General features: G+C 47.5%; 20 protein-coding genes and 2 tRNA genes. 11 read left to right on the plus strand and 11 right to left on the minus strand.

All coding sequences use genetic code 11. The annotated features are described in order from the left end of the window. Window positions 1-62: 62 nt before the first annotated feature. Together UNITIG_RS17950 and UNITIG_RS17955 are read right to left on the minus strand one after the other, a co-directional pair. On the minus strand, window positions 63-2,189 hold the full coding sequence (locus UNITIG_RS17950; protein ID WP_101759740.1) for a TonB-dependent receptor: 2,127 nt from the start codon (window positions 2,187-2,189) through the stop codon (window positions 63-65). Next, complete coding sequence (locus UNITIG_RS17955; RefSeq protein ID WP_101759741.1) at window positions 2,186-2,731, minus strand: YfiR family protein; 546 nt, start codon at window positions 2,729-2,731, stop codon at window positions 2,186-2,188. The genes UNITIG_RS17950 and UNITIG_RS17955 overlap by 4 nt, the downstream gene beginning before the upstream one ends. Window positions 2,732-3,031: 300 nt before the next feature. Here UNITIG_RS17955 and UNITIG_RS25760 point away from each other — a divergent pair, with 300 nt between their 5' ends. Both UNITIG_RS25760 and cysZ read left to right on the plus strand, forming a co-directional pair. Then, window positions 3,032-3,244 (plus strand): cysteine-rich CWC family protein, encoded by a 213-nt coding sequence (locus tag UNITIG_RS25760; protein WP_101759742.1) that lies wholly within the window; start codon window positions 3,032-3,034, stop codon window positions 3,242-3,244. Between the two features lie 2 nt (window positions 3,245-3,246). Continuing rightward, window positions 3,247-3,987 carry a sulfate transporter CysZ gene (cysZ, locus tag UNITIG_RS17965; RefSeq protein ID WP_101759743.1) on the plus strand — a complete coding sequence of 247 codons (741 nt, stop codon included), beginning with the start codon at window positions 3,247-3,249 and terminating at the stop codon, window positions 3,985-3,987. 24 nt (window positions 3,988-4,011) lie between these two features. Here the strand turns inward: cysZ and rhlB are convergent, their stop codons facing one another. From rhlB to hemA, 6 genes are all read right to left on the minus strand, one after another. After that, window positions 4,012-5,427, minus strand: coding sequence for an ATP-dependent RNA helicase RhlB (rhlB, locus tag UNITIG_RS17970; protein WP_101759744.1), 1,416 nt, complete (start codon window positions 5,425-5,427; stop codon window positions 4,012-4,014). A 63-nt stretch (window positions 5,428-5,490) separates the two neighbouring features. Next, the gene (locus UNITIG_RS17975) at window positions 5,491-6,117 is read right to left on the minus strand and encodes a DoxX family protein (protein WP_235015488.1); all 627 of its coding nucleotides are present in this window, start codon (window positions 6,115-6,117) and stop codon (window positions 5,491-5,493) included. 77 nt (window positions 6,118-6,194) lie between these two features. Beyond that, window positions 6,195-6,944 carry a molybdopterin-synthase adenylyltransferase MoeB gene (locus UNITIG_RS17980; protein ID WP_101759745.1) on the minus strand — a complete coding sequence of 250 codons (750 nt, stop codon included), beginning with the start codon at window positions 6,942-6,944 and terminating at the stop codon, window positions 6,195-6,197. A 3-nt stretch (window positions 6,945-6,947) separates the two neighbouring features. Next, complete coding sequence (gene prmC / locus UNITIG_RS17985; protein WP_101759746.1) at window positions 6,948-7,790, minus strand: peptide chain release factor N(5)-glutamine methyltransferase; 843 nt, start codon at window positions 7,788-7,790, stop codon at window positions 6,948-6,950. Between the two features lie 4 nt (window positions 7,791-7,794). Then, entirely contained in the window at window positions 7,795-8,880 is a 1,086-nt protein-coding gene (prfA, locus tag UNITIG_RS17990) for a peptide chain release factor 1 (protein WP_101759747.1), read from the minus strand. Window positions 8,881-8,890: 10 nt separating this feature from the next. After that, a complete protein-coding gene (gene hemA, locus UNITIG_RS17995; protein ID WP_101759748.1) occupies window positions 8,891-10,183 on the minus strand; it encodes a glutamyl-tRNA reductase in 1,293 nt (430 codons plus the stop codon). Window positions 10,184-10,566: 383 nt separating this feature from the next. Between hemA and UNITIG_RS18000 the strand changes: the two genes are divergently transcribed. The 9 genes from UNITIG_RS18000 to UNITIG_RS18040 all read left to right on the plus strand — a co-directional run bounded on the left by UNITIG_RS18000 (window position 10,567) and on the right by UNITIG_RS18040 (window position 18,183). After that, entirely contained in the window at window positions 10,567-12,282 is a 1,716-nt protein-coding gene (locus UNITIG_RS18000) for a tetratricopeptide repeat protein (protein WP_235015489.1), read from the plus strand. A 5-nt stretch (window positions 12,283-12,287) separates the two neighbouring features. Then, window positions 12,288-12,911, plus strand: coding sequence for a lipoprotein insertase outer membrane protein LolB (lolB, locus tag UNITIG_RS18005; protein ID WP_159931206.1), 624 nt, complete (start codon window positions 12,288-12,290; stop codon window positions 12,909-12,911). Beyond that, window positions 12,911-13,765, plus strand: coding sequence for a 4-(cytidine 5'-diphospho)-2-C-methyl-D-erythritol kinase (gene ispE, locus UNITIG_RS18010; protein WP_101759751.1), 855 nt, complete (start codon window positions 12,911-12,913; stop codon window positions 13,763-13,765). Before lolB ends, ispE begins: the two co-directional genes overlap by 1 nt. A gap of 16 nt (window positions 13,766-13,781) precedes the next feature. Then, window positions 13,782-13,856: transfer RNA gene (locus tag UNITIG_RS18015), tRNA-Gln, on the plus strand. A 370-nt stretch (window positions 13,857-14,226) separates the two neighbouring features. After that, window positions 14,227-15,171 (plus strand): ribose-phosphate pyrophosphokinase, encoded by a 945-nt coding sequence (locus UNITIG_RS18020; RefSeq protein ID WP_200821372.1) that lies wholly within the window; start codon window positions 14,227-14,229, stop codon window positions 15,169-15,171. Window positions 15,172-15,356: 185 nt separating this feature from the next. Next, complete coding sequence (locus UNITIG_RS18025; protein ID WP_101759752.1) at window positions 15,357-16,010, plus strand: 50S ribosomal protein L25/general stress protein Ctc; 654 nt, start codon at window positions 15,357-15,359, stop codon at window positions 16,008-16,010. Window positions 16,011-16,105: 95 nt separating this feature from the next. Further along, complete coding sequence (pth, locus tag UNITIG_RS18030; RefSeq protein ID WP_101759753.1) at window positions 16,106-16,690, plus strand: aminoacyl-tRNA hydrolase; 585 nt, start codon at window positions 16,106-16,108, stop codon at window positions 16,688-16,690. A 59-nt stretch (window positions 16,691-16,749) separates the two neighbouring features. Next, complete coding sequence (gene ychF, locus UNITIG_RS18035; RefSeq protein ID WP_101759754.1) at window positions 16,750-17,841, plus strand: redox-regulated ATPase YchF; 1,092 nt, start codon at window positions 16,750-16,752, stop codon at window positions 17,839-17,841. Between the two features lie 265 nt (window positions 17,842-18,106). After that, window positions 18,107-18,183 (plus strand) — tRNA-Met (locus UNITIG_RS18040). Between the two features lie 292 nt (window positions 18,184-18,475). Here UNITIG_RS18040 and UNITIG_RS18050 read toward each other — a convergent pair. The 3 genes from UNITIG_RS18050 to UNITIG_RS18060 all read right to left on the minus strand — a co-directional run bounded on the left by UNITIG_RS18050 (window position 18,476) and on the right by UNITIG_RS18060 (window position 20,434). Then, on the minus strand, window positions 18,476-18,733 hold the full coding sequence (locus tag UNITIG_RS18050) for a transposase (RefSeq protein WP_200821373.1): 258 nt from the start codon (window positions 18,731-18,733) through the stop codon (window positions 18,476-18,478). Between the two features lie 90 nt (window positions 18,734-18,823). Then, a complete protein-coding gene (locus UNITIG_RS18055) occupies window positions 18,824-19,414 on the minus strand; it encodes a hypothetical protein (RefSeq protein WP_101759756.1) in 591 nt (196 codons plus the stop codon). A gap of 216 nt (window positions 19,415-19,630) precedes the next feature. Further along, window positions 19,631-20,434 carry a phytanoyl-CoA dioxygenase family protein gene (locus tag UNITIG_RS18060; protein ID WP_101759757.1) on the minus strand — a complete coding sequence of 268 codons (804 nt, stop codon included), beginning with the start codon at window positions 20,432-20,434 and terminating at the stop codon, window positions 19,631-19,633. Window positions 20,435-20,437 lie beyond the last annotated feature (3 nt).

Consider the following 20,437-nt stretch of genomic DNA (forward strand, 5'->3'; position numbering starts at 1 on the left):
GGACAGAGACTGGCAGACGACCATCAACTGATGAATTAAAACTCATGCCACAGTCACAAAATTTAAAATCGATAAGTACCTGTAAGTCGAATCGTGCGGGGCTCAGCAGCATAAACAGACTCGAAATTACTAAACGAGAAACCGGTAAAGTGATACTCTTTGTCACCAAGATTTTTACCGTACAACCCTATATCCCAGACCTTATTCGCTGATGTGTAATTAATAAAGGCATTAAATAAATCTAACCGAGGAACCATTATTGACGGCACATTTGCACTCCCCGGATACGAATGACTACGGTGCTGATAGTCCCCACCGATAATAAACTCGCCGCCCAATTTTACCGGAATAGTATAGTCAAAACCTAGCGTGGAACTAACCGACGGCGTTTCAGCGATATCACTATCCGGCGTAACATTACTGATATCCGGTGATAGTTTTTTATAATCACCATTGGCCGTAGCGAAATTACCATAGAGCTGTAAGTGCATCGTCGGCACATAAGACAATTCAAGTTCAAGCCCCTGCACGGAAGCTTCGGCCGCATTCTGAATAATGGTACCGCCACTGACAGGATTTAAAGAATTAAGCTGCAGGTCCTTAAAGTCATTATAGTAATAAGTGATATTAAAACGCAGGCGCTGCTCTACCCACTGCTGCTTGAGGCCCACTTCGTAGGTCCAGACCTCTTCAGGATCAAAGGATTGATTCAAATCGTCGCCCTGAAAACCACGGCCCTGAAAACCGCCCGCCTTAAAGCCCTTTGCCGCAGAAATATAAAGACTCGCATTATCGTTAACCGTGTAATCAATGGCTGCCTTAGGCGTAAAACTATTAAACGTCTCTTTTAAATTGGCACTACCATCGGTAAATACACCTCCGGTGTTTGTAGTACTACCAAGGAATTCTTTATTGTCGCGAGTAAAACGACCACCCAACGTAAACTCCAGCGAATTACTAGTCTGGTAATTAATCTCCCCGTAAGCGGCATAAGATTTGGTTTCAACATCGTACACCTGACGACTGGTAACCGCCCCCCCAAACAAAGTGTTAAGTAAATCTGCCGAATTATTTTCATACAAAAAAAACATTCCAGTTATCCACTGAAGTTTACTATTGACGTTGTTACTGGATAATTGAAACTCCTGAGTATATTGCTCGGTATCAACCATCTGATCAATATACCAACTGTCCTGCCCCGAAATATCGGTTAAGCGTTTATCCTCAACTGTGCGATAAGCAGTAATGGATTTAGCTTCAGCAAAGGCCAGCGTCCAATCAAGGTGTAAAGACGCGCCGGACTGGGATACATCGCTAAATTGCTGCTGACTGGTTAGCGTTGAATACAGGTCATTAGCAGCTAACGATTGCGTATTAGCATTGATCGGGGTGACATATAGACCATCGCCATCGTCATCTATCTGGTAAACATTAATTCTAGCGTCAAGCGCTTGCGAACCAACATAGTCCAGTGTTAAACGCCCCCCTTGATAACCACGATCACCAAGATCCTCTTCAACCTTCCCCATAGCACTGTCATAACGATCGATATAGCTCTCTTGATCGGAGTGTATCAATGCAATACGACCCAACCATTGCTGCTCAATCAAAGACCCGCTAGCGACCAACTGATATTCCTTCAGGCTACGCGAACCAGCACTTACCGTTAACGATGCCGCTGACTTTTCTGTTGGCGCATTAGTCATTATTTTAAGGGCACCGGTGGTGCTATTGCGGCCATACAAGGTTCCCTGCGGACCTCGCAATACTTCAATTTGAGCAACGTCGAATAGCTTCCAGTTACTACCATTTAAACGTGCAACATAAACATTATCGATATACAGACCAACCGCAGCTTCAGCCGTAGGTACTGACGACTCACCCTGACCCAGCCCTCGCAAAAAAATGCGCGTATTAGAGGCACTACTGGATGAGTAAGTGCTAGTCATACTAGGCGTGTGACTAGCAATATCAGTAATTTCCCATAAATGACGATGACGAATAGCCTTGCTATCGAATGCAGTGACGGCCACGGGTACATCTTGCATTTTCTCATCACGTTTGCGCGCCGAGACCGAGAGAGGAACTCGCATCAATTCTTCCAAAGACAAATCAAACAACGCTAACTCGTCATCAGCCCCTGCTAAAGTAGGTAATAAAGCCATAACGGTAGCGAATATAAATTTCACTTTTGCGTCTCCGACTGATCCTGTATTGCCAGCTTTAATAGTGTAGCGCTAATTGTAATTTCCAACTGGCGAGCTAAAGATAGATTCACCGTGAACTGCAACTTATCATTGATAACTACAAATTCTATGACCGCAGGTGATTGACGATTATTGGTTTTATCAGTGACTAAAACTGTATTTGAATACTGCCATGATGGCAGCGTTTGTAACAACTCAGGACTTGCGTAGACGAGATTGCAGCTGGATACTGTTGCCTTCGAGGTCAGCTCAACAACCTCAAGGGTTTTATTGTTTAGCTTTCGGCCATCAGCCTCCTTGAGGTAGTTGTACACCTTGGGCGCACCCAAAATGCAGTAGCGGAGGTTAGTCGCTTCCCCTTCTGGCCACTGGATAAACTTGCCGAAGTTAAATAGGTAGGCTGACTTAAGCCGCGCCTCCTCTTGCGCAACGTCTCCCGCGGCAAAAACCAGCGGAGAAACCACCAGGCAAAACACTTGAATCATTAAATGAGAGCGTCTTAGGCGTGGGCGTAGCGACCTCATGGCGATATATCCGGCAACTTTATGCTTAAGTAGTTATTCAATATAAACCCTCACCTAACTACAAAGTTTAGTTTGTGAAAGAGTATTTCACAAATCCCTGACTACAAAGCGACCGTTTTCATAATAATCAATATCCAACCGCTACTTAATAACCCCTACCCCATCACTGCAACTCCCAATCACCACCCTTATGCCTCTGCATTACTGCTGCAGACAGTGAAATATTACATTGCGATTGGTACTATCATAGCGACAGTCTACAATCGCAGTCTTTTACGGCTAGCCACGGGACCCTAGTTGATGAGAACGACAGACACCACCTCTTGCCCACTGTGCGCAAAGCCAAATCTGTGTGCTGTCGCCAGCAATCCACAAGCGCAAGACTGCTGGTGCCAACAGACCGTTATTCCTAAAGCCCTTATTTTCAAGGCCAATCAAAGCAACAACAGCAAACGCTGCATTTGTAAAACCTGCGCTACCGCAGCCCAAAAATTGAGTAAAGAGATCAAATAACCATGAACAATAGTCCTACACTGGGGTTTAATTATCTCGTTCAAGGGTTTGAATTAATTCGCAAGCCTGGTATACGGCTTTTTGTCATCGCCCCACTACTAATAAACACGCTTATTTTCGGCCTGCTGATTAATTACAGTTTCACCCAATTCGGCACCTGGATCGACTGGGCTATTGATTGGATGCCGCAATGGCTGGACTTTTTACGCTGGATTTTATGGCCAGTGGCAGTCATTTTGATTCTTACTGTAGTCATGTACAGCTTTAGCATCGTTGCCAATCTCATTGCCTCACCCTTTAATGGCTTACTCGCCGAAAAAACCGAAGAGCTATTAACCGGTAAAGAAGTGGTGGGCTATGAAACAACGTTGCAAGCGCTGCTCTCTTTCCCCAAGAGTATTAGCCGCGAAATATCCAAACTACTGTATTACCTGCCACTGGCCTTGCTGGTACTCATTATCAGTTTTATTCCAGTTATTAATGTCGCCGCACCAGTGCTATGGTTTCTATTAGGCAGCTGGATGATGGTGATTCAATACTGCGACTACCCTATGGATAACCACCAACAAAGTTTTGCGGCGATGAAGAAAGCGATAAAAATGCAACGAATGACGTCGCTCGGGTTTGGGGCCGGTGTTATGGTCGGTACCATGATCCCTATTATTAACTTTATTATTATGCCAATCGCCGTCTGTGGTGCGACGGCTTATTGGACGGAACAATTACAGCAAAACTGCGAGTAAATCGACCGCAAATATATGAAACGGTTATTTTTCTAATAATTCCGCTGGCGGCTGTTGGCAACTTAATTTACTACCCAGCATTTCTTCCAATGGCCCCAATAAAAACGCATCATCTTCGCAGGCAAAACTGATCGAAGTCCCTAAAGCACCAGCACGGCCAGTACGACCTATGCGGTGTACATAATCCTCAGGGTCTTCAGGCAAGGTGTAATTCACCACATGGCTAATACCATCCACATGAATACCGCGCCCCGCCACATCGGTAGCAACCAACACCTGCAATTCGCCATTTTTAAAACGCTGCAACGTTTGCGATCGTTTATTTTGTGGAATTTCACCGGATAAGATACCGCACTTAAAACCACTTTTACGCAAACGCTCATACAACTTACGGGTTTGATCACGGCGATTGGCAAATACAATAACACTGCTGGCCTCTGGCGTTTTCACAATATTTTTCAGCAGAGTATATTTTTCATCAGCAGAAATAATATAAACCTTTTGGTCAACGGTATCGGTTGCCACACTATCAGGTTCAATTTCCAGCTTGAATGGATTGTAAGTCCACTGCTCGGTAAGACTCAGCACATCATCGGTAAAAGTTGCACTGAACAACAATGTTTGTCGGCTTTCTTTATGCGGCGTGCTGCGTACAATGCGACGCACTTGAGGGATGAACCCCATATCCAGCATACGATCGGCTTCATCAATAACCAAAAATTCTACCTGGTCCAAAAACAAATCCTGACGACTCTGAAAATCCAGTAAACGACCAGGTGAGGCCACCACAATATCGACCAAAGAATGTTTCAACTGGTTTAATTGCTTTTGATAATCCATGCCACCTATCAAGGTCGCGACATTTAAACCAGTATATTTAGTAAGAAGCTTCGCATCTTCGCCAATCTGCACCACCAACTCGCGAGTGGGCGCGATAATCAAAGCTCGCGGCTCACCCACATAGCGCTCATCTTCAATAGGGTTATTAAGCAAATCATTAATAATAGTAATTAAAAATGCTGCCGTTTTACCAGTACCGGTTTGCGCCTTACCAATTGCATCATGACCTTGCAAGGTTTGCGGTAACACACCCGCCTGAATAGGTGAGCAATACTCAAAGCCCAAATCGGCAATAGCATGCATCAAACGATCATCGAGACCCAGATCGTGAAAACGGGTTTTACCCTCAACTTCAGGGACAGGAAATTGATCCACCGTCCACACTTTAGCTGGCGGCTGCGCAGCTGATTTAGCGTGACTTTTACGATCCCGGGGTTTTTGACTAGACGACTTGGGCGCAGTCGATTTTGCTGAAGGGGATTTTGACGCAGCCTCTACTGTTTGAGGCTTACTTTGAGAATCGCTAACGACACCCGCTTTTTTCTTACCGAATAACTTACCAATCAATGCTTTTATCTCACTATTTACGAAGGCGGGCATTCTAACACTAAACCCAGCCAGATGATCCAAGCTTAATCAGTTACCCCCACAGTAAGAGTTAAACTAGGACATAAACCGCCTGCACAACCAATAGTCGACACTGGTATAACGCCCACCCCCAGTAAACAATAATGACAGCAACATCACAAAATAGGTGGTCGCAAACTCAATACCGTTATTCAGCATCACTATAGATCCCTTCTCGGTCAAACGCTGATAGTCGCCATATTGCTTTAAAATCGCCTTGGCTTCATCCAGTCGCGCAGCTGCTTCCACTACCCGCTCATTGGCAAAGGGAGCGCTGGGATCTGCAATAGCCTGCCAACCAAACTCCCAGTGAGCGGTGAGCGCAGCAACAACCATCGTCGCGATTAATGGCAGCGATATCCAGCGTACCGCAAAACCGACGGCCAAAAAGACAGCGCCTAAAATTTCCGTCCAACCCGCCAAAAAGGCCATCAATGTGGGTAGCGGTAAGCCCAATCCCCAATCAGGATTACCAAACCAGGCAACGGTGCTGGCAAAGGGCATCAAGGTAGTCAGATCAATTTTATGAGTACCCGCCATCCACAAAATCGGCACCAGATACAAGCGTAGCAACAAGGGCGCAAACCCTCTAATAGATTCAGCCGGTTGAATAACTGATGATGTATGACCCAGTACTTCTCTACCACCGCACCCATACCGCACTCCTTTATATCTGTGGCTATAATAGTCTTAGTAAAAACTGAACGAATGAGACTGTATTTTACTGTAGAAGTTGCAATCTATTCATTAATCGCGCAAACCGGACAATCAGCACTTTTGGTCACTGTCAGGCGCCGCCACTCCATGGTCTTCGCATCGACTAGCACTAATTGACCAAGCAAAGACTGACCAAACCCACTTATTATTTTTATTACTTCCAGCGCCTGCATCGAGCCTACCATACCCACCAGCGGCGATAGCACCCCTGCCTCGGAGCAACTTAAATTTTCATTAGCGGCATCATCATAGAGACAACGGTAACAGGGGCTTGCCGAATCACGACTATCAAAGACGATCACCTGTCCCTCACTGCGAATCGCAGCACCAGAGACTAACGGTTTTTTATATTCAACACAGGCGCGATTGATCGCAAAGCGAGTGGCAAAATTATCCGTGCAATCCACCACCAAATCCACTTTAGCAACGGCATCACCTAACATTTGGCCATCCAATTTTTCGCTGATGGCATCCACTATAATATCCGGATTTAACGCCTTCATCGCCTCCCGCGCTGAAATGACTTTTGGGCGACCAATATCCTCCATGCCGTGCGCAATTTGCCGCTGCAAATTGGAAAGATCCACACAGTCAAAATCTGCCAGCCAGAGTTCACCCACCCCCGCCGCGGCTAAATACAACGCTACCGGCGAGCCCAAGCCCCCCAAGCCAATGATTAAGACTTTGGCAGCCAGCAATTTTTGCTGCCCCTCGTAATCAAAATCCGGCAGCATAATATGACGACTGTAACGCAATAGTTGCTCATCATTCATTACCTAACCCCTCCACCATTGGCCGCCGCTGATGCGGTCATGCCCCGCCAAATCCTGGTCGGTAAACACCTCGGTAAATCCACGTGACAATAACAAATTGCTAACCGCTGGGCCTTGCTGATATCCATGCTCAACCAGCAGCCAGCCATCTCTGGCTAAGTAATCAGGCGCCTGCTGAATAATCATTTCCAGATCCGCCAAGCCTTTGTTATCCGCCACTAACGCCGACAACGGTTCAAAGCGTACATCACCGACGTTTAAGTTTTCATCATTTACATCGATATAAGGCGGGTTGCTGACAATCACATTAAATTGCCGCACCTGAACCTGGTCAAACCAGTTAGATTGAAAAATACAGACATTTTCCAAACCAGTGCACTGTCGATTGGTTTCAGCCAATGCCACCGCTGCTGGCTGTATATCACAGGCCGCTATTTTCCATTGCGGGCGCTCGCTGGCTATTGATAAAGCAATCGCACCGGTGCCAGTACCCAGGTCCAATAATTCAGTAGTGGTATCGGCAGCGAATAACTGCAGGATTTTTTCGACTAATAATTCGGTTTCCGGGCGCGGAATTAGCGTGGACGGGTTGACCTGTAAATCCAACGTCCAAAACCCCCGCTCACCAATGAGGTGTGCTACCGGCTCGCCTTGTTGACGGCGTTGCAATAATTGCTGAAATTGCTGCTGCTGGGTATCAGCCACTTCTGCCTCGGGCCAGGTGCGTAAATAACTGCGCGGTTTCTGTAGGCAATGGCATAACAACAATTCAACATCTACCGCTGCAGTGTCACTGATAGCGGTCAACTGTTGCCGCATTGCTAGCAATTGCGCAACGGTTGCCATCGCTTTAATCTGACGCCATGGCCGCAAGCAGATCGGCCTGATACTCGTTGCGCAAAGGATCAATCACTTCACCCAAAGCACCTTCCATCACATCATCCAACTTATAAAGCGTTAAATTAATACGGTGATCGGTAACCCGGCCCTGCGGATAATTGTAAGTGCGAATGCGTTCTGATCGATCACCACTACCGACCAGGCTGCGCCGTTCGTCGGCCTGCTCCTGCTGCTGCTTATCCTGAATGCCGGTCAGTATTCTGGATTGCAATAATGACATAGCCCGTGCACGGTTTTTATGTTGTGACCGCTCGTCCTGACACTCCACCACAATTCCTGTAGGGATGTGGGTTAGCCGAATCGCTGAATCCGTTTTGTTAACGTGCTGACCACCGGCACCAGACGCCCTGAAGGTATCCACTCGCAAATCATTTTTATTAATTTCAATTTCATTAACGCTATCAATTTCCGGCATGATCGCCACAGTGCAAGCCGAAGTGTGGACACGCCCCTGGGATTCAGTTTCGGGCACCCGCTGCACCCGGTGAGCGCCCGACTCAAATTTTAAATACGCGTACACATCGACACCAATAATACGGGCAATGATTTCTTTAAAACCACCATGATCACCTTCGCGCTGGTTGATAATTTCTATACGCCAGCCTTTTGTTTCAACATAACGACTATACATACGAAATAAATCGCCGGAAAAAATTGCCGCCTCATCACCGCCGGTACCGGCACGAATTTCCAAAAACACATTACTGGAATCGTTAGGATCGCGAGGCAGTAATAACGTCTGCAATTCCTCTTCCAGTTCGTCACGGCGCCCTTTGGCGCCCGCATATTCTTCCTGCGCCATTTCACGCATATCGGCATCGCCGTCTTTCAACAATGCCTGCGCCTCTTCAATATCCTCCAGCGCCTGCTGGTAGTCACCGTAACATTTGACCACCGGCTCCACTTCCGAGTATTCCTTGGACAAGGCGCGAAACTTATCCTGATCACTGATGATCTCACCATCACTGAGTAATGCCCCCAGCTCTTCATGACGATCAACCAGATGATCCAGTTTATTAACAATAGATTCTTTCATATCGATTTAATTACTCTTTATCATTCACATTCGGTTTTTCATCGCTAGCTAAACCGAATAAATCATGTGCCCAGCTGATTAAGTCTTCACGCCCGGCGACACTGGCTTTTTTCATTTCTATACTGGGCTTATGCATAAACTTATTAGTGAGATTACGCGCCAACTGGGTTAATACCTGTTCAGCGTCATCACCTTTAGCTAGTAACTTTAAGGCTTTTTCCAGTTCAATATCACGGGCCTGCTCTGATTGGCTGCGATACTGTTTTAATGTTTCTACCACGTTTAAGGATTTTAATTGCTGTAAATAATTTTCAATGCCGGCAGCAATAATTTTGTCAGCTTTGCGTGCTTCTGATTCACGGCTACGTTTGTTTTCATCCACAATTTCGGTGAGATCATCCACCGTGTATAAATAAATATCGTCTAACTCACCCACTTGCTCTTCGATATCTCTTGGCACGGCAATATCAACCATTAAAATCGGTCGGTGCTTGCGCATTTTTAATGCGTGCTCGACTGCGCCTTTACCCAATATAGGTAGCTGACTAGCGGTAGAAGTAATCACAATATCCGCATTGATTAGCTGCTCAGGGATTTCCGATAGCAGTACGGCTTCGGCACCGAAACGCTGTGCTAATTCTCTGGCGCGTCCCAGCGTTCGGTTAGCCACCACAATGTCATTCACACCATTTTCTGATAAATGTCTGGCGACTAACTCAACTGTTTCACCTGCACCCACTAACAAAGCACGGGTTTTTGATAGATCAGAAAAAATATGATGCGATAAGCTCACCGCCGCATAGGCTACCGACACAGGATTTTCACCGATGGCAGTATCCGTGCGTACTTTTTTTGCCACCGAAAATACGTGGGGGAAAATGCGCGAAAACTCACTACCCACCGACTCCGCTTCCTGCGCCACCACAAACGCAGATTTCATTTGTCCGAAAATCTGCGGCTCCCCCAACACCATTGAATCCAGACCACTGGTCACCTGAATCATGTGATGCAGGGCCTGCTGCTCATGGTAGGCATAATAATGATCGTTTAATTCGGTCAAAGGAATGTGATGGTAGCCGGCCAGCCAGGCCAGTAACTGTTGCTCGGCCTCAACACTATCCACCGCCAGAATAGCGAACACCTCGGTACGATTACAGGTAGACAAAATCACTACTTCATTGACACCAGCATCCTGCATGGCATCTGTCAGTGCCTCCGACATTTGCTCAGGCGCAAACGCCACCCGCTCACGCAGGGCTACCTGGGCTGATTTATGATTAATACCTAACGCGATTAATGCCATAGAACGGTCTAACAAACTCCGAAACTGGCAGCCTGACTGCCCAAGTGTGACGACAACATATAGACGTTCACACTTTATTAATAGTAAAAAGGGAGTAACAGAAAGGACTCACCACCCCCAACACGGGGCCAAAGAGACGAATTATGCCACTGCTGAATCCCAAAAAGCGCACAATTCTAACAAGTAAGCGATAAAAAGTGGATTGCTAAGGTCCAAAGCTTTGCACTCAATGACTATTGCCGTCATCATATCGGCTGAATAATTAGGATCAACGTGGAATGCACATCACCAATTCACCAGCTTACTCTAACCAGTATCGCCTAACTCTCCAGCACTGTTCATCGTTTTTGCCAAAACACTATTGGCGACTTGCGTTGATCCCAATGCTATTAATCCTAGCCAGCTGTGCAAGCGCACCCGCACCGCAAACAGCAGACGTAGCAACAGAAAAACAAGCCACCATAGCGACAGATAGCGCTGAAATACCCAGCCGTCCATTCCCCGGTGATAGCTTTCATGATTTGCTGGTGGCTGAATTTGCGGTGCGTCGCAGCCGCTACGATTTAGCGCTGGGCAATTATCTACAACAAGCGCATCAGACTCGCGACCCCGGCGTTACCGCTCGCGCCACCAGGCTGGCACAATTTCTTAATGCCGATAATGCAACACTGGATGCGGCTCAATTATGGGTAGAGCTGGAACCAGACAATACGGAAGCCCAATATACCCTTGCCACTATCTTGGCTGAGAACAAGCGGCCATTGGAAGCACTTGTACATATGGCCATAGTGTTAGAGCAAGACGGTAAAACCAATTTTGCCGCTATCGCCGCCAGCGCTCTGCCATTACCTGAGACCAACCGCAATACGATGGAAGCTGAAATCGATCGTTTATTGGTTCTGCACCCTGACAACACCCAGCTAATGACGGCAAAGTCATTATTACTTCAGCAACGGGATGAAACCGAAGCCGCGCTAAAACTGATCCGCGAAGTACTAAAACTGGATAATAAAGATCTACACGCGGTAGTTGTTGAGGCGCGATTACTGCAACAACTGGGACGCGAAGGCGAAGCCTTCCAACGCCTGTCAGTGGTAGTCAAACAATACCCGAATAACCGCCGACTGAGATTGCAATATGCTCGCCTGCTGATGTCCAAAGATATTGTCAAAGCCAAACAACAATTTGAAATCCTATTGAATATGGCCCCCAATGACCCGGATCTATTACTATCGCTAGGCTTAATTAGCAAAGAAACTGATCAACTCGACGACGCTGAAAGCTATTTTCAACGGTTGCTAGCTTCTGGCCAGCGCACCACTGAATCCTATTACTACTTGGGCCAACTCGCCGAACTGAACCAGAATTGGCAGGCAGCGATTGAGTATTACCGGTTAATCCCACCTGGCGCCGATTTTCTGGCCGCAAGCAGTCGTATTACTAGCCTGTACCTAAAGCAGGGCCGTCAGGACACGGCTCGCGAATATCTCACCGCCCTGCGGCAGCAGTATCCCGAGCACGCTGTGCGCCTGTATTTATTGGAGGCAGAATTATTAATGTCTACCCGTCAGCCCCAACAGGGCTTTGAATTACTCACTGAGGCGCTGCTGATCTACCCACAACAAGGTAGCTTGCTCTATACCCGCTCGATGTTTAGCGAGCAGCTTGGCGATTTGGCTGCGATGGAGCAGGACCTGCGTGAAATCATCGCACAGGATGCAGACAATGCCACCGCCCTTAACGCTCTTGGTTATGTGCTGGCTAATCGCACAGAACGTCTCGATGAAGCGTTCCAGTTAATTAGCCGCGCACTGGCGGCCAAACCTGGTGACCCGGCTATTTTGGATAGTCTAGGCTGGGTTGAATATAAGCGCGGCAACCTGCAACAAGCGCTTACATTATTACAACAGGCCTATCAGGCCTTCCAGGACCACGAAGTGGCTGCCCATTTAGGGGAAGTGTTATGGCAACTTGGCAAGACAGAACAAGCAAATGCCCTGTGGCAGCAAGCGCTGAAAAAGACACCTAACAGCCCCATACTTACCGAAACGATCAACCGTTTGACCAGCACCCCAGCTACTAGCCTCACAAACGAATAATGACTGTGCTCGCTCTTGCCACAATACGCCACCGGATAGTACTCGCCGCCTGCTTACTACTTTCAGCGTGTAGCCAGTTACCGACGGTTACACCAGCAGGGCAGCAAGCACTGGCAGCCAATAGCCATATTCAGCACTGGCAAATCAGCGGCAAAATAGGTTGGCGCCATGGCGACCAAGCCGAAAGCGCTTACCTCAACTGGCACCAGTGCGGCCAACAATTTGAAATTCGTCTCACCGGCCCTCTGGGGCAAGGCGCTGCCAAGCTCTTTGGTGATGCGTCAATAACATCCTTGCAAACCAGTGACGGCCAGATATTTACCGCCGCCAGCCCCGAGCAATTACTGTTCGAGCAACTAGGCTGGACGCTGCCGCTATCACAGCTGCACTTTTGGGTGCGTGGCATCCCTGCGCCCACCAGTCCGTTTCAGCCTGGCAACACTGACTATGATTTTGAACAACAGCAGTGGCAACTCAACTTTCCGCGTTTTACCGCCATTGATAGCTACCAGCTACCCACTAAACTGAAAGCCACTCATCTGGACCCCATCCCGTTCAGTGGCGCATCACCCTTATCTGTCACCCTGATTATTAAAGACTGGCAGCTCCCCAGCCAGTGCCAACTGTAATGACACGACTAAGCTTGCTATCACCGGCCAAACTCAATCTGATGTTGCACATCACCGGCCGACGCGCTGATGGTTATCATCAATTACAGACTTTGTTTCAGTTGCTGGATTATGGCGACACCCTGCATTTTCAGCTGCGTGACGATAGCCAAATTCAGCTGCATTCCGAGCTTAGCGGGGTCGAACCGCAACACAATTTAATCGTGAAAGCGGCCAGTTTATTACAATCTCACAGCCAATCCCCGCTCGGCATCGACATCTGGCTGGATAAAATCCTCCCCATGGGAGGGGGTATCGGCGGCGGTAGCTCCAATGCAGCGACCACCCTACTAGCGCTAAATCACTTGTGGCAATTAGGTCTGGACCTCGATCAACTAGCCACGCTGGGGCTGCAACTGGGAGCCGACGTGCCGGTGTTTGTCCGCGGTCATTCAGCATGGGCGGAAGGTGTCGGCGAGCAACTGCAAGCTATTGAAATTGCTGAAACTTGGTACTTTGTGGCCAAGCCAGACTGCAGTGTGTCCACAGCAGAAATTTTTTCCCACAAACAATTGACACGGGACACCTCTCCCATCACAATAGCCGCCGTTTTCGAGCAGGGCCATCGCAATGATTGTGAGGCAGTTGTTAGGGTGCTGTATCCTCAAGTGGAGTCAGCTTTAAATTGGCTTAGCAGCCACAGCCCAAACCACACTCCCGCTCGCTTAACTGGCACCGGTGCCTGTGTTTTTGCTTGTTTCCCTGATCAACAATCAGCACAACAATTACTGCAGCATTTGCCAGTCGGTTTACACGGTTTCGTCGCCAAAGGGGTGAATATTTCTCCCACCCACCGGTCGCTCAACTTAATGTAACCACCCAAAAGTTTATTGGGGCGTCGCCAAGCGGCAAGGCACCAGGTTTTGATCCTGGCATTCGTAGGTTCGAATCCTTCCGCCCCAGCCAATTTTACAGTGTGCCATTGGCTACTGTGAACGCTGGTTAAGAGCACTGTTCATCTATTAAGCACACGCTATAGACAGATACAGCGTTCCAACCGATACAGGTTTCGCCAATATGCCTAAGCAGCAATGATAAATGGCACACGTTGGGTGAAACAACTGGGTGAAAAAGCCACCCGCATCGTCCCAGCTTAAGTAATATCGGCTGTTTTACTGAAGTAACACAGCAACGTGGGCTTAACCCCCCACCAAAGCTGGCGGCCAAGGGCACCACATTCAGCTCGGGCATACCCCAGCTCTCCCCTTCCCCCGGTTAGAACACGCAACAGACAACTCGCTCAATCAACAAACAGGAACTACACAGGAACTACACCGTGTCCAAATTGATGGTTTTTACTGGCAACGCCAACCCACAACTCGCACAGATGATTGCCGCCCAGTTGCATGTTCCACTAGGCGATGCCGACGTGACCAAGTTTAGCGATGGCGAAATCGCCGTAGAAATTAACGAGAATGTTCGTGGTGCCGATGTCTTTATTATCCAGCCTACTTGTCAGCCTACCAACGACAATTTAATGGAATTGATTGTCATGATCGATGCCATGCGTCGCTCTTCCGCTGGCCGCATCACCGCTGTAGTCCCCTACTTTGGCTACGCACGCCAGGATCGCCGGGTACGCTCTTCACGGGTTCCCATCAGTGCCAAAGTCGTTGCCGACATGATGACAGGTGTAGGCGTAGACCGGGTATTAACCGTAGACCTGCACGCCGAACAAATTCAAGGCTTTTTCGATGTGCCAGTAGATAACGTTTACGGCTCACCTGTGCTGCTAGACGATATTAATTCGCAAAATTATGAAAACATGGTAGTCGTATCACCGGATATCGGTGGCGTAGTACGCGCCCGCGCTGTCGCCAAACAATTAGATGACTGTGATTTGGCGATTATCGACAAACGTCGTCCGCAGGCCAACGAAGCGCAGGTCATGCACATCATCGGTGAAGTTAAAGACCGCACCTGTATTCTGGTCGACGATATGGTCGATACAGCGGGCACTTTATGTAAAGCCGCCGCCGCCCTGAAAGAACACGGCGCTGCCAAAGTCGTTGCCTATACCACGCACCCGGTCCTATCAGGTAAAGCTCTGGATAATTTAAACAACTCACAACTGGATGAATTAGTCGTTACCGACACCATCCCGCTAACCACCGAAGCTCAAGCCTGCGATAAAATTCGCGTGTTAACTATGGCTAACTTATTAGCTGAGTCGGTTCGCAGAGTGAGTAATGAAGAGTCTATTAGCGCGCTGTTTCGCTAAATAGAACAGCAGGACAAAACGTTTTTAACCGCCCGCTTTCATAATGAAAGCGGGTAACCCTGAAGAAGTCAGGGATTCGGGGTCAGATCTTTAGCTCTGACCACAGTTTCCCGGATTGCTTCGCAATCCACATCATTGCTGGTCGCAGGCGTGATGTGTTTTTCGCTTATTAAAGGAGACTTATTATGTCTGGCGAATTTACTATCAATGCAGAGTCCAGAACCGACTTAGGGAAAGGTGCGAGCCGCCGCCTACGTCGTCTGGAAAACAAAGTACTGGGTATCGTTTACGGTGGCTCTGATGCACCAGCACCGCTAACTTGTGCTACTAACGAAATCGCTAAGCTCATTCAGAACGAAGCGTTTTTTACCAGCATCGTCGATTTAAACCTGGACGGTAAAGTACAGAAAGTTGTTGTTAAAGACATGCAACGCCACCCAGCCAAAGATTCTGTTATGCACATCGATTTATTACGCGTTGATGCCTCTACCAAAATCACCATGCACGTACCATTGCACTTCATCAATGAAGATATCTGTCATGGTGTAAAAATGGAAGGCGGTACTATTTCGCACGCACTTAACGACATCGAAGTTAGCTGCTTACCTAAAGACCTACCCGAATACATCGAGGTTGATATGGCTGGTCTGAGCACCGGTGAAAATATTCACCTGTCAGACCTAACCTTACCAACTGGTGTTGAAAGCGTAGCCTTGGCTCACGGTGAAGATCACGATCTACTGGTATCCGCAGTTAATGCTCCTCGTGGCGGCGGTTCAGAAGATGATGAAGAAGCAGCGACTGATGCAGATGAAGGCGAAGCACCTGCAGAAGATTAATCTTCCAGTGCCTGGCAGTATAGAAATGGGGACTCAGTCCCCATTTTTCGTTTACACTCTTTATTTTTTAGCATTGTAAGAAACAGGATCCACCGGTGAGCAGCATTAAATTAATTGTTGGCTTAGGCAACCCAGGCCGTGAATACGAAGACACCCGCCACAACGCTGGCGCAATATTTGTAGAAGAGCTGGCACGCCAACAAGGCGGCAACTTAACACCGGAAAGTAAGTTCTTCGGCCTCACCGGACGCATTAATCTGGATGGCCACGATATTCGTCTGGTCATTCCCACCACCTTTATGAATCGTAGCGGCCAAGCGGTCGCCGCACTCTGCAATTTTTATAAAGTGGCGGTAGAAGAAATTTTAGTCGCCCACGATGAGCTGGATATTGAAGCTGGCACTGCACGCTTTAAACAAGGCGGAGGCCACGGCGGCCACAACGGGTTGCGCGACATTATTAGCCACAGCGCAAACAACAAAAACTTTCACCGCTTACGCATCGGTATCGGCCACCCCGGCTCAGCCGATAAAGTCAGCGGCTATGTACTTAGCAAAGCCCCACAGGCAGATCATCAAAAAATGCTGGATGCTATTGATGAATCAATCCGCGTACTCCCTGATGCCATCAACGGGGATTGGGCTAAAGCGATGAATTATTTACACACCTTTAAAGCGTAACACTACTTGCGCGACGCCAGTAACCGACGTCAGCAGCGAACACTATAGCGAGAAATATTATGGGATTTAATTGTGGCATTGTCGGCTTACCTAATGTGGGTAAATCAACTCTCTTTAATGCACTGACCAAAGCAGGAATAGATGCAGCCAATTTTCCTTTCTGCACCATCGAACCTAACGCTGGTATCGTGCCTATCCCCGATCCACGCCAGGACAAACTGGCCGACATTGTAAAACCGGAAAGGGTGGTTCCCGCCACCATGGAATTTGTAGACATTGCCGGCCTAGTTGAAGGCGCCTCCAAAGGCGAAGGACTGGGTAATAAGTTTCTCGCCAATATTCGCGAAACCGATGCCATCGCCCACGTAGTCCGCTGTTTTGAAAATGAAAATATTATTCACGTAGCCAATAAAATTGATCCCGCTGAAGACATTACCATTATTAATATGGAACTCGCTCTGGCCGACCTCGATAGCGTTGAAAAACAATTACAGCGCGTCAACCGCAGTGCCAAAGGTGGTGATAAAGAAGCCATCGTACAGAAAAGCCTGATCGAAAAATTAATCCCGCACCTGGCCGAGGGCAACCCGGTCCGGACACTGGTATTAACCGAAGCCGAACAAGACGCGCTGCCAAGTCTACATCTGCTTACCACCAAGCCAACCATGTATATCGCCAATGTCGATGAAGACGGTTTTGAAGACAATCCGCATCTGGAAACCGTTAGACAACTGGCCGCAGCCGAAGGCGCGATCGTAGTACCTATCTGCAACAAACTGGAATCCGAAATCGCCGAATTAGACGACGAAGAAAAAGCCGAGTTTTTAGAAGATCTAGGCATGGAAGAAGCTGGCCTTAACCGCGTTATTCGCGCCGGCTATGAACTACTTGGATTGCAAACCTACTTCACTGCTGGTGTACAGGAAGTGCGCGCCTGGACCATCCCCATTGGTGCAACCGCGCCGCAAGCGGCCGGCGTAATACACACCGACTTCCAGCGCGGCTTTATCAAGGCTGAAGTCATGTCCTACGCAGATTTTGTACAATACAACGGTGAACAGGGCGCAAAAGAAGCAGGCAAGCTGCGCTTGGAAGGCAAAGACTATATCGTTAAAGACGGCGATGTAATCCACTTCAAGTTTAACGTCTAAGCCTGCCATATTATTTCTGTTAGTGGCCTGCATGGCCGCTAACAGAAAATTGGGGATCGTCCCCTCATAACTTAACCGATTCAACCAGCAGCCCGCCGTGCACCCACAAAGCCCCCTTGACCTAGCCCACCACCCAGCAATAGCAGCAACATCACTCTAGCAGTAAACAAAAACCCCAAAGCGACTTGACAGCAGCGGACCAAATCGCCAGAATACGCGCCTCTTTTTAGGAGCTAACCAATGGTTATTTCCAGATAAAAGTTATGGCGAGATAGCTCAGCTGGTTAGAGCACATCACTCATAATGATGGGGTCGGTGGTTCAAATCCACTTCTCGCTACCAAATTCTTGTTGGAATACCAACAGCTTAAAGGCCCGCTTAATTGCGGGCCTTTTTGTTTGCGCGGAATTTAAGTCCGTATTAAGTCAAATTAAACCAGACACCAACACCGCACGACACGGCATGGTGCGGGGACTGACCAATATTTTGTGCCGTTTACAAAATTTGCTCTGCCCCCTGCTAAAAACCGTTGGCACCTCACTCCACAAAAATTCGCTCCTGCTACACCCCCTTTGATTTACCAGAAGGAATAAACACTGAATGCGTTATAGGCATAAAGGAAGACTGTTAAATGTTAGAACTGCCCCCTATATGCGCTGACCCCTATATGCGCAAATTGACCGTCTTCCGTACGCACGGTTTTACGCGTGACGCCATTGCGGCTATTCTCTGAGGTTGATTGTTCGTGCTTGCTATAACCCAAGTGGTCATCAAGCTCAGCGCTGAGGGCTGCTTCCACCATGACTTTGGTGAGCATGACTCTAAGGTCTTGTTCGGTTTTAATACCTTTTGCCGCTTCGCGCGCAAAAGCTTCCAGGTCTTTTTTATTCATAATTTGTCTATCCTTCCTGCGAGGGGTTAATGATAGACAGTTACCCAGATTTTTTTACAGTTTCAAAAAAACCACCCCACTTGCAGGTAATTACTTAGACGCCAACACCCCAGCATTCAAATCATTAATAAACTGCTCCAGGATTTTATCGACAGAACTTTTAGTCGATTTTAAGGTGGCATTCTTCATAGCAAACGGACCGCCCATCCACATTTGACCGCCCTGAGAACTACCTGCAGAACGGTAGGTTTTATTAAATACTTGCTGACCGCTTTGCATCACTTTTATATTGAGTGAAGCGTAAGCTCGGTAATTTTCAAACTCAAAACTCTCCAATTCAAACGCTATTAACCTTTCACTTTCAGAGCCACCTGAACTTTTTTCTAATTTTCCAAAAGCTGACTGCACATAATCCGCCTGTATAGTTTTATCAAGAATCGCTCCAAACTCAACTATCCACACATGAGCATAGCCTACGGTCGCCGCCCGAAATTGATAACTATGGTTCTTGGTTTCATCAGCAACAATGTACTCTGCCTCCATATCGACTTTGGGCAATACTGTCTCTTGCCCATACTTTACCAAATGCTGGTCGTACTCTTTGGCCACCGGATGATTAATTGAACACCCGGTAGCTAAAGCCACCATTAAAACAATAGTTAAAATATAAAACTTATGCATTTTTTCACCTTATTATTTGGATTATATTCAATCGGCAGGGTTGAAAGCCAAGCCAATTGGTAGGTTTAAATGTTAAAAAAGTGAACCGTCTGATTAATAGAAACATCCCTGCTGTTATTAGTATTTTTCCATAATTGTTAAATTTTTTACTGAATGCATGATACCCGCACTCTTGGTTAAAGCAATTAATACATGACTTAAAGTAAAAGCGAAAACCTAAAGCCGAGCCAATCGTTTCCCCACTTTATTCATAAACACTCGCCACGAAGGTTTATCCACCCTAGGAGCTGAATATTTTTTACTCAACGAATCTGGGCGACCACCATAGACCACAACCGGGGTCCCTCTTGGCGGGCGAATGGCATCGAAACCTTGATATGAAATACGATAGGCTCTTCGCGGCAGTTCTGAATGACACTCATCACTAGAGTGCAACAGCATTGCATCGAAAATCAACGCATCTCCGGCTTTCATTTCCAAATACCGGGCCTCACGGCCGCGGATAAATTCTTCTTGGACGCGATCATGATGGGTCTCACCTTTTACCCGGTACCAAGGTAAATACCCTTCTTTATGTGACCCAGGAATTGCTTTTAACGCACCGTTCTCGACACTGACATCATCAATCGCTATCCAGACAATAAATTTCTTTGGCTCATTTGGGCGCGAAATAAAATCCTGATGCCATGGCACGGCATTAGCACAACCAGGCGGCTTATAAACCAAACTATTCTCGTATAAAAAAATGTCATCACCCAATACCGAGGCCAGCGTTTTCATTACCTCACTACTCTTGGCTAAATCCTGAAATTCAGGGTGGCGCTGAAACAAATCATATAACACGCCCTGATCACTGCGGTGACGCAAGTAATACAAGTCAAAAGGGTCCTCCAGATGCTGCTCAGAGTATTCAACAATCTCTTCGGTCAACTGACGAATATCTATAAGCTTTTCCAGTGGCGCTACCGCAGGGATAACCGTAAAGCCCTGTGCCTGCAACTGCGTTATATATTCTGACATTGT

It is taken from the genome of Oceanicoccus sp. KOV_DT_Chl (assembly GCF_900120175.1).
Taxonomy (GTDB): domain Bacteria; phylum Pseudomonadota; class Gammaproteobacteria; order Pseudomonadales; family Dasaniaceae; genus Oceanicoccus.

Bases quoted from the DNA above. Each gene is read 5' to 3' on its own strand.
- ispE (WP_101759751.1), top strand. From the start codon at position 12,911: ATGACACGACTAAGCTTGCTATCACCGGCCAAACTCAATCTGATGTTG.
- UNITIG_RS18055 (WP_101759756.1), bottom strand. From the start codon at position 19,414: ATGCATAAGTTTTATATTTTAACTATTGTTTTAATGGTGGCTTTAGCT.
- prmC (WP_101759746.1), bottom strand. From the start codon at position 7,790: ATGGCAACCGTTGCGCAATTGCTAGCAATGCGGCAACAGTTGACCGCT.
- hemA (WP_101759748.1), bottom strand. From the start codon at position 10,183: ATGGCATTAATCGCGTTAGGTATTAATCATAAATCAGCCCAGGTAGCC.
- rhlB (WP_101759744.1), bottom strand. From the start codon at position 5,427: ATGCCCGCCTTCGTAAATAGTGAGATAAAAGCATTGATTGGTAAGTTA.
- UNITIG_RS18050 (WP_200821373.1), bottom strand. From the start codon at position 18,733: ATGAATAAAAAAGACCTGGAAGCTTTTGCGCGCGAAGCGGCAAAAGGT.
- UNITIG_RS17980 (WP_101759745.1), bottom strand. From the start codon at position 6,944: ATGAATGATGAGCAACTATTGCGTTACAGTCGTCATATTATGCTGCCG.
- UNITIG_RS25760 (WP_101759742.1), top strand. From the start codon at position 3,032: ATGAGAACGACAGACACCACCTCTTGCCCACTGTGCGCAAAGCCAAAT.
- UNITIG_RS18060 (WP_101759757.1), bottom strand. From the start codon at position 20,434: ATGTCAGAATATATAACGCAGTTGCAGGCACAGGGCTTTACGGTTATC.
- ychF (WP_101759754.1), top strand. From the start codon at position 16,750: ATGGGATTTAATTGTGGCATTGTCGGCTTACCTAATGTGGGTAAATCA.
- UNITIG_RS18025 (WP_101759752.1), top strand. From the start codon at position 15,357: ATGTCTGGCGAATTTACTATCAATGCAGAGTCCAGAACCGACTTAGGG.
- cysZ (WP_101759743.1), top strand. From the start codon at position 3,247: ATGAACAATAGTCCTACACTGGGGTTTAATTATCTCGTTCAAGGGTTT.
- UNITIG_RS17955 (WP_101759741.1), bottom strand. From the start codon at position 2,731: ATGAGGTCGCTACGCCCACGCCTAAGACGCTCTCATTTAATGATTCAA.
- prfA (WP_101759747.1), bottom strand. From the start codon at position 8,880: ATGAAAGAATCTATTGTTAATAAACTGGATCATCTGGTTGATCGTCAT.
- UNITIG_RS18000 (WP_235015489.1), top strand. From the start codon at position 10,567: ATGCTATTAATCCTAGCCAGCTGTGCAAGCGCACCCGCACCGCAAACA.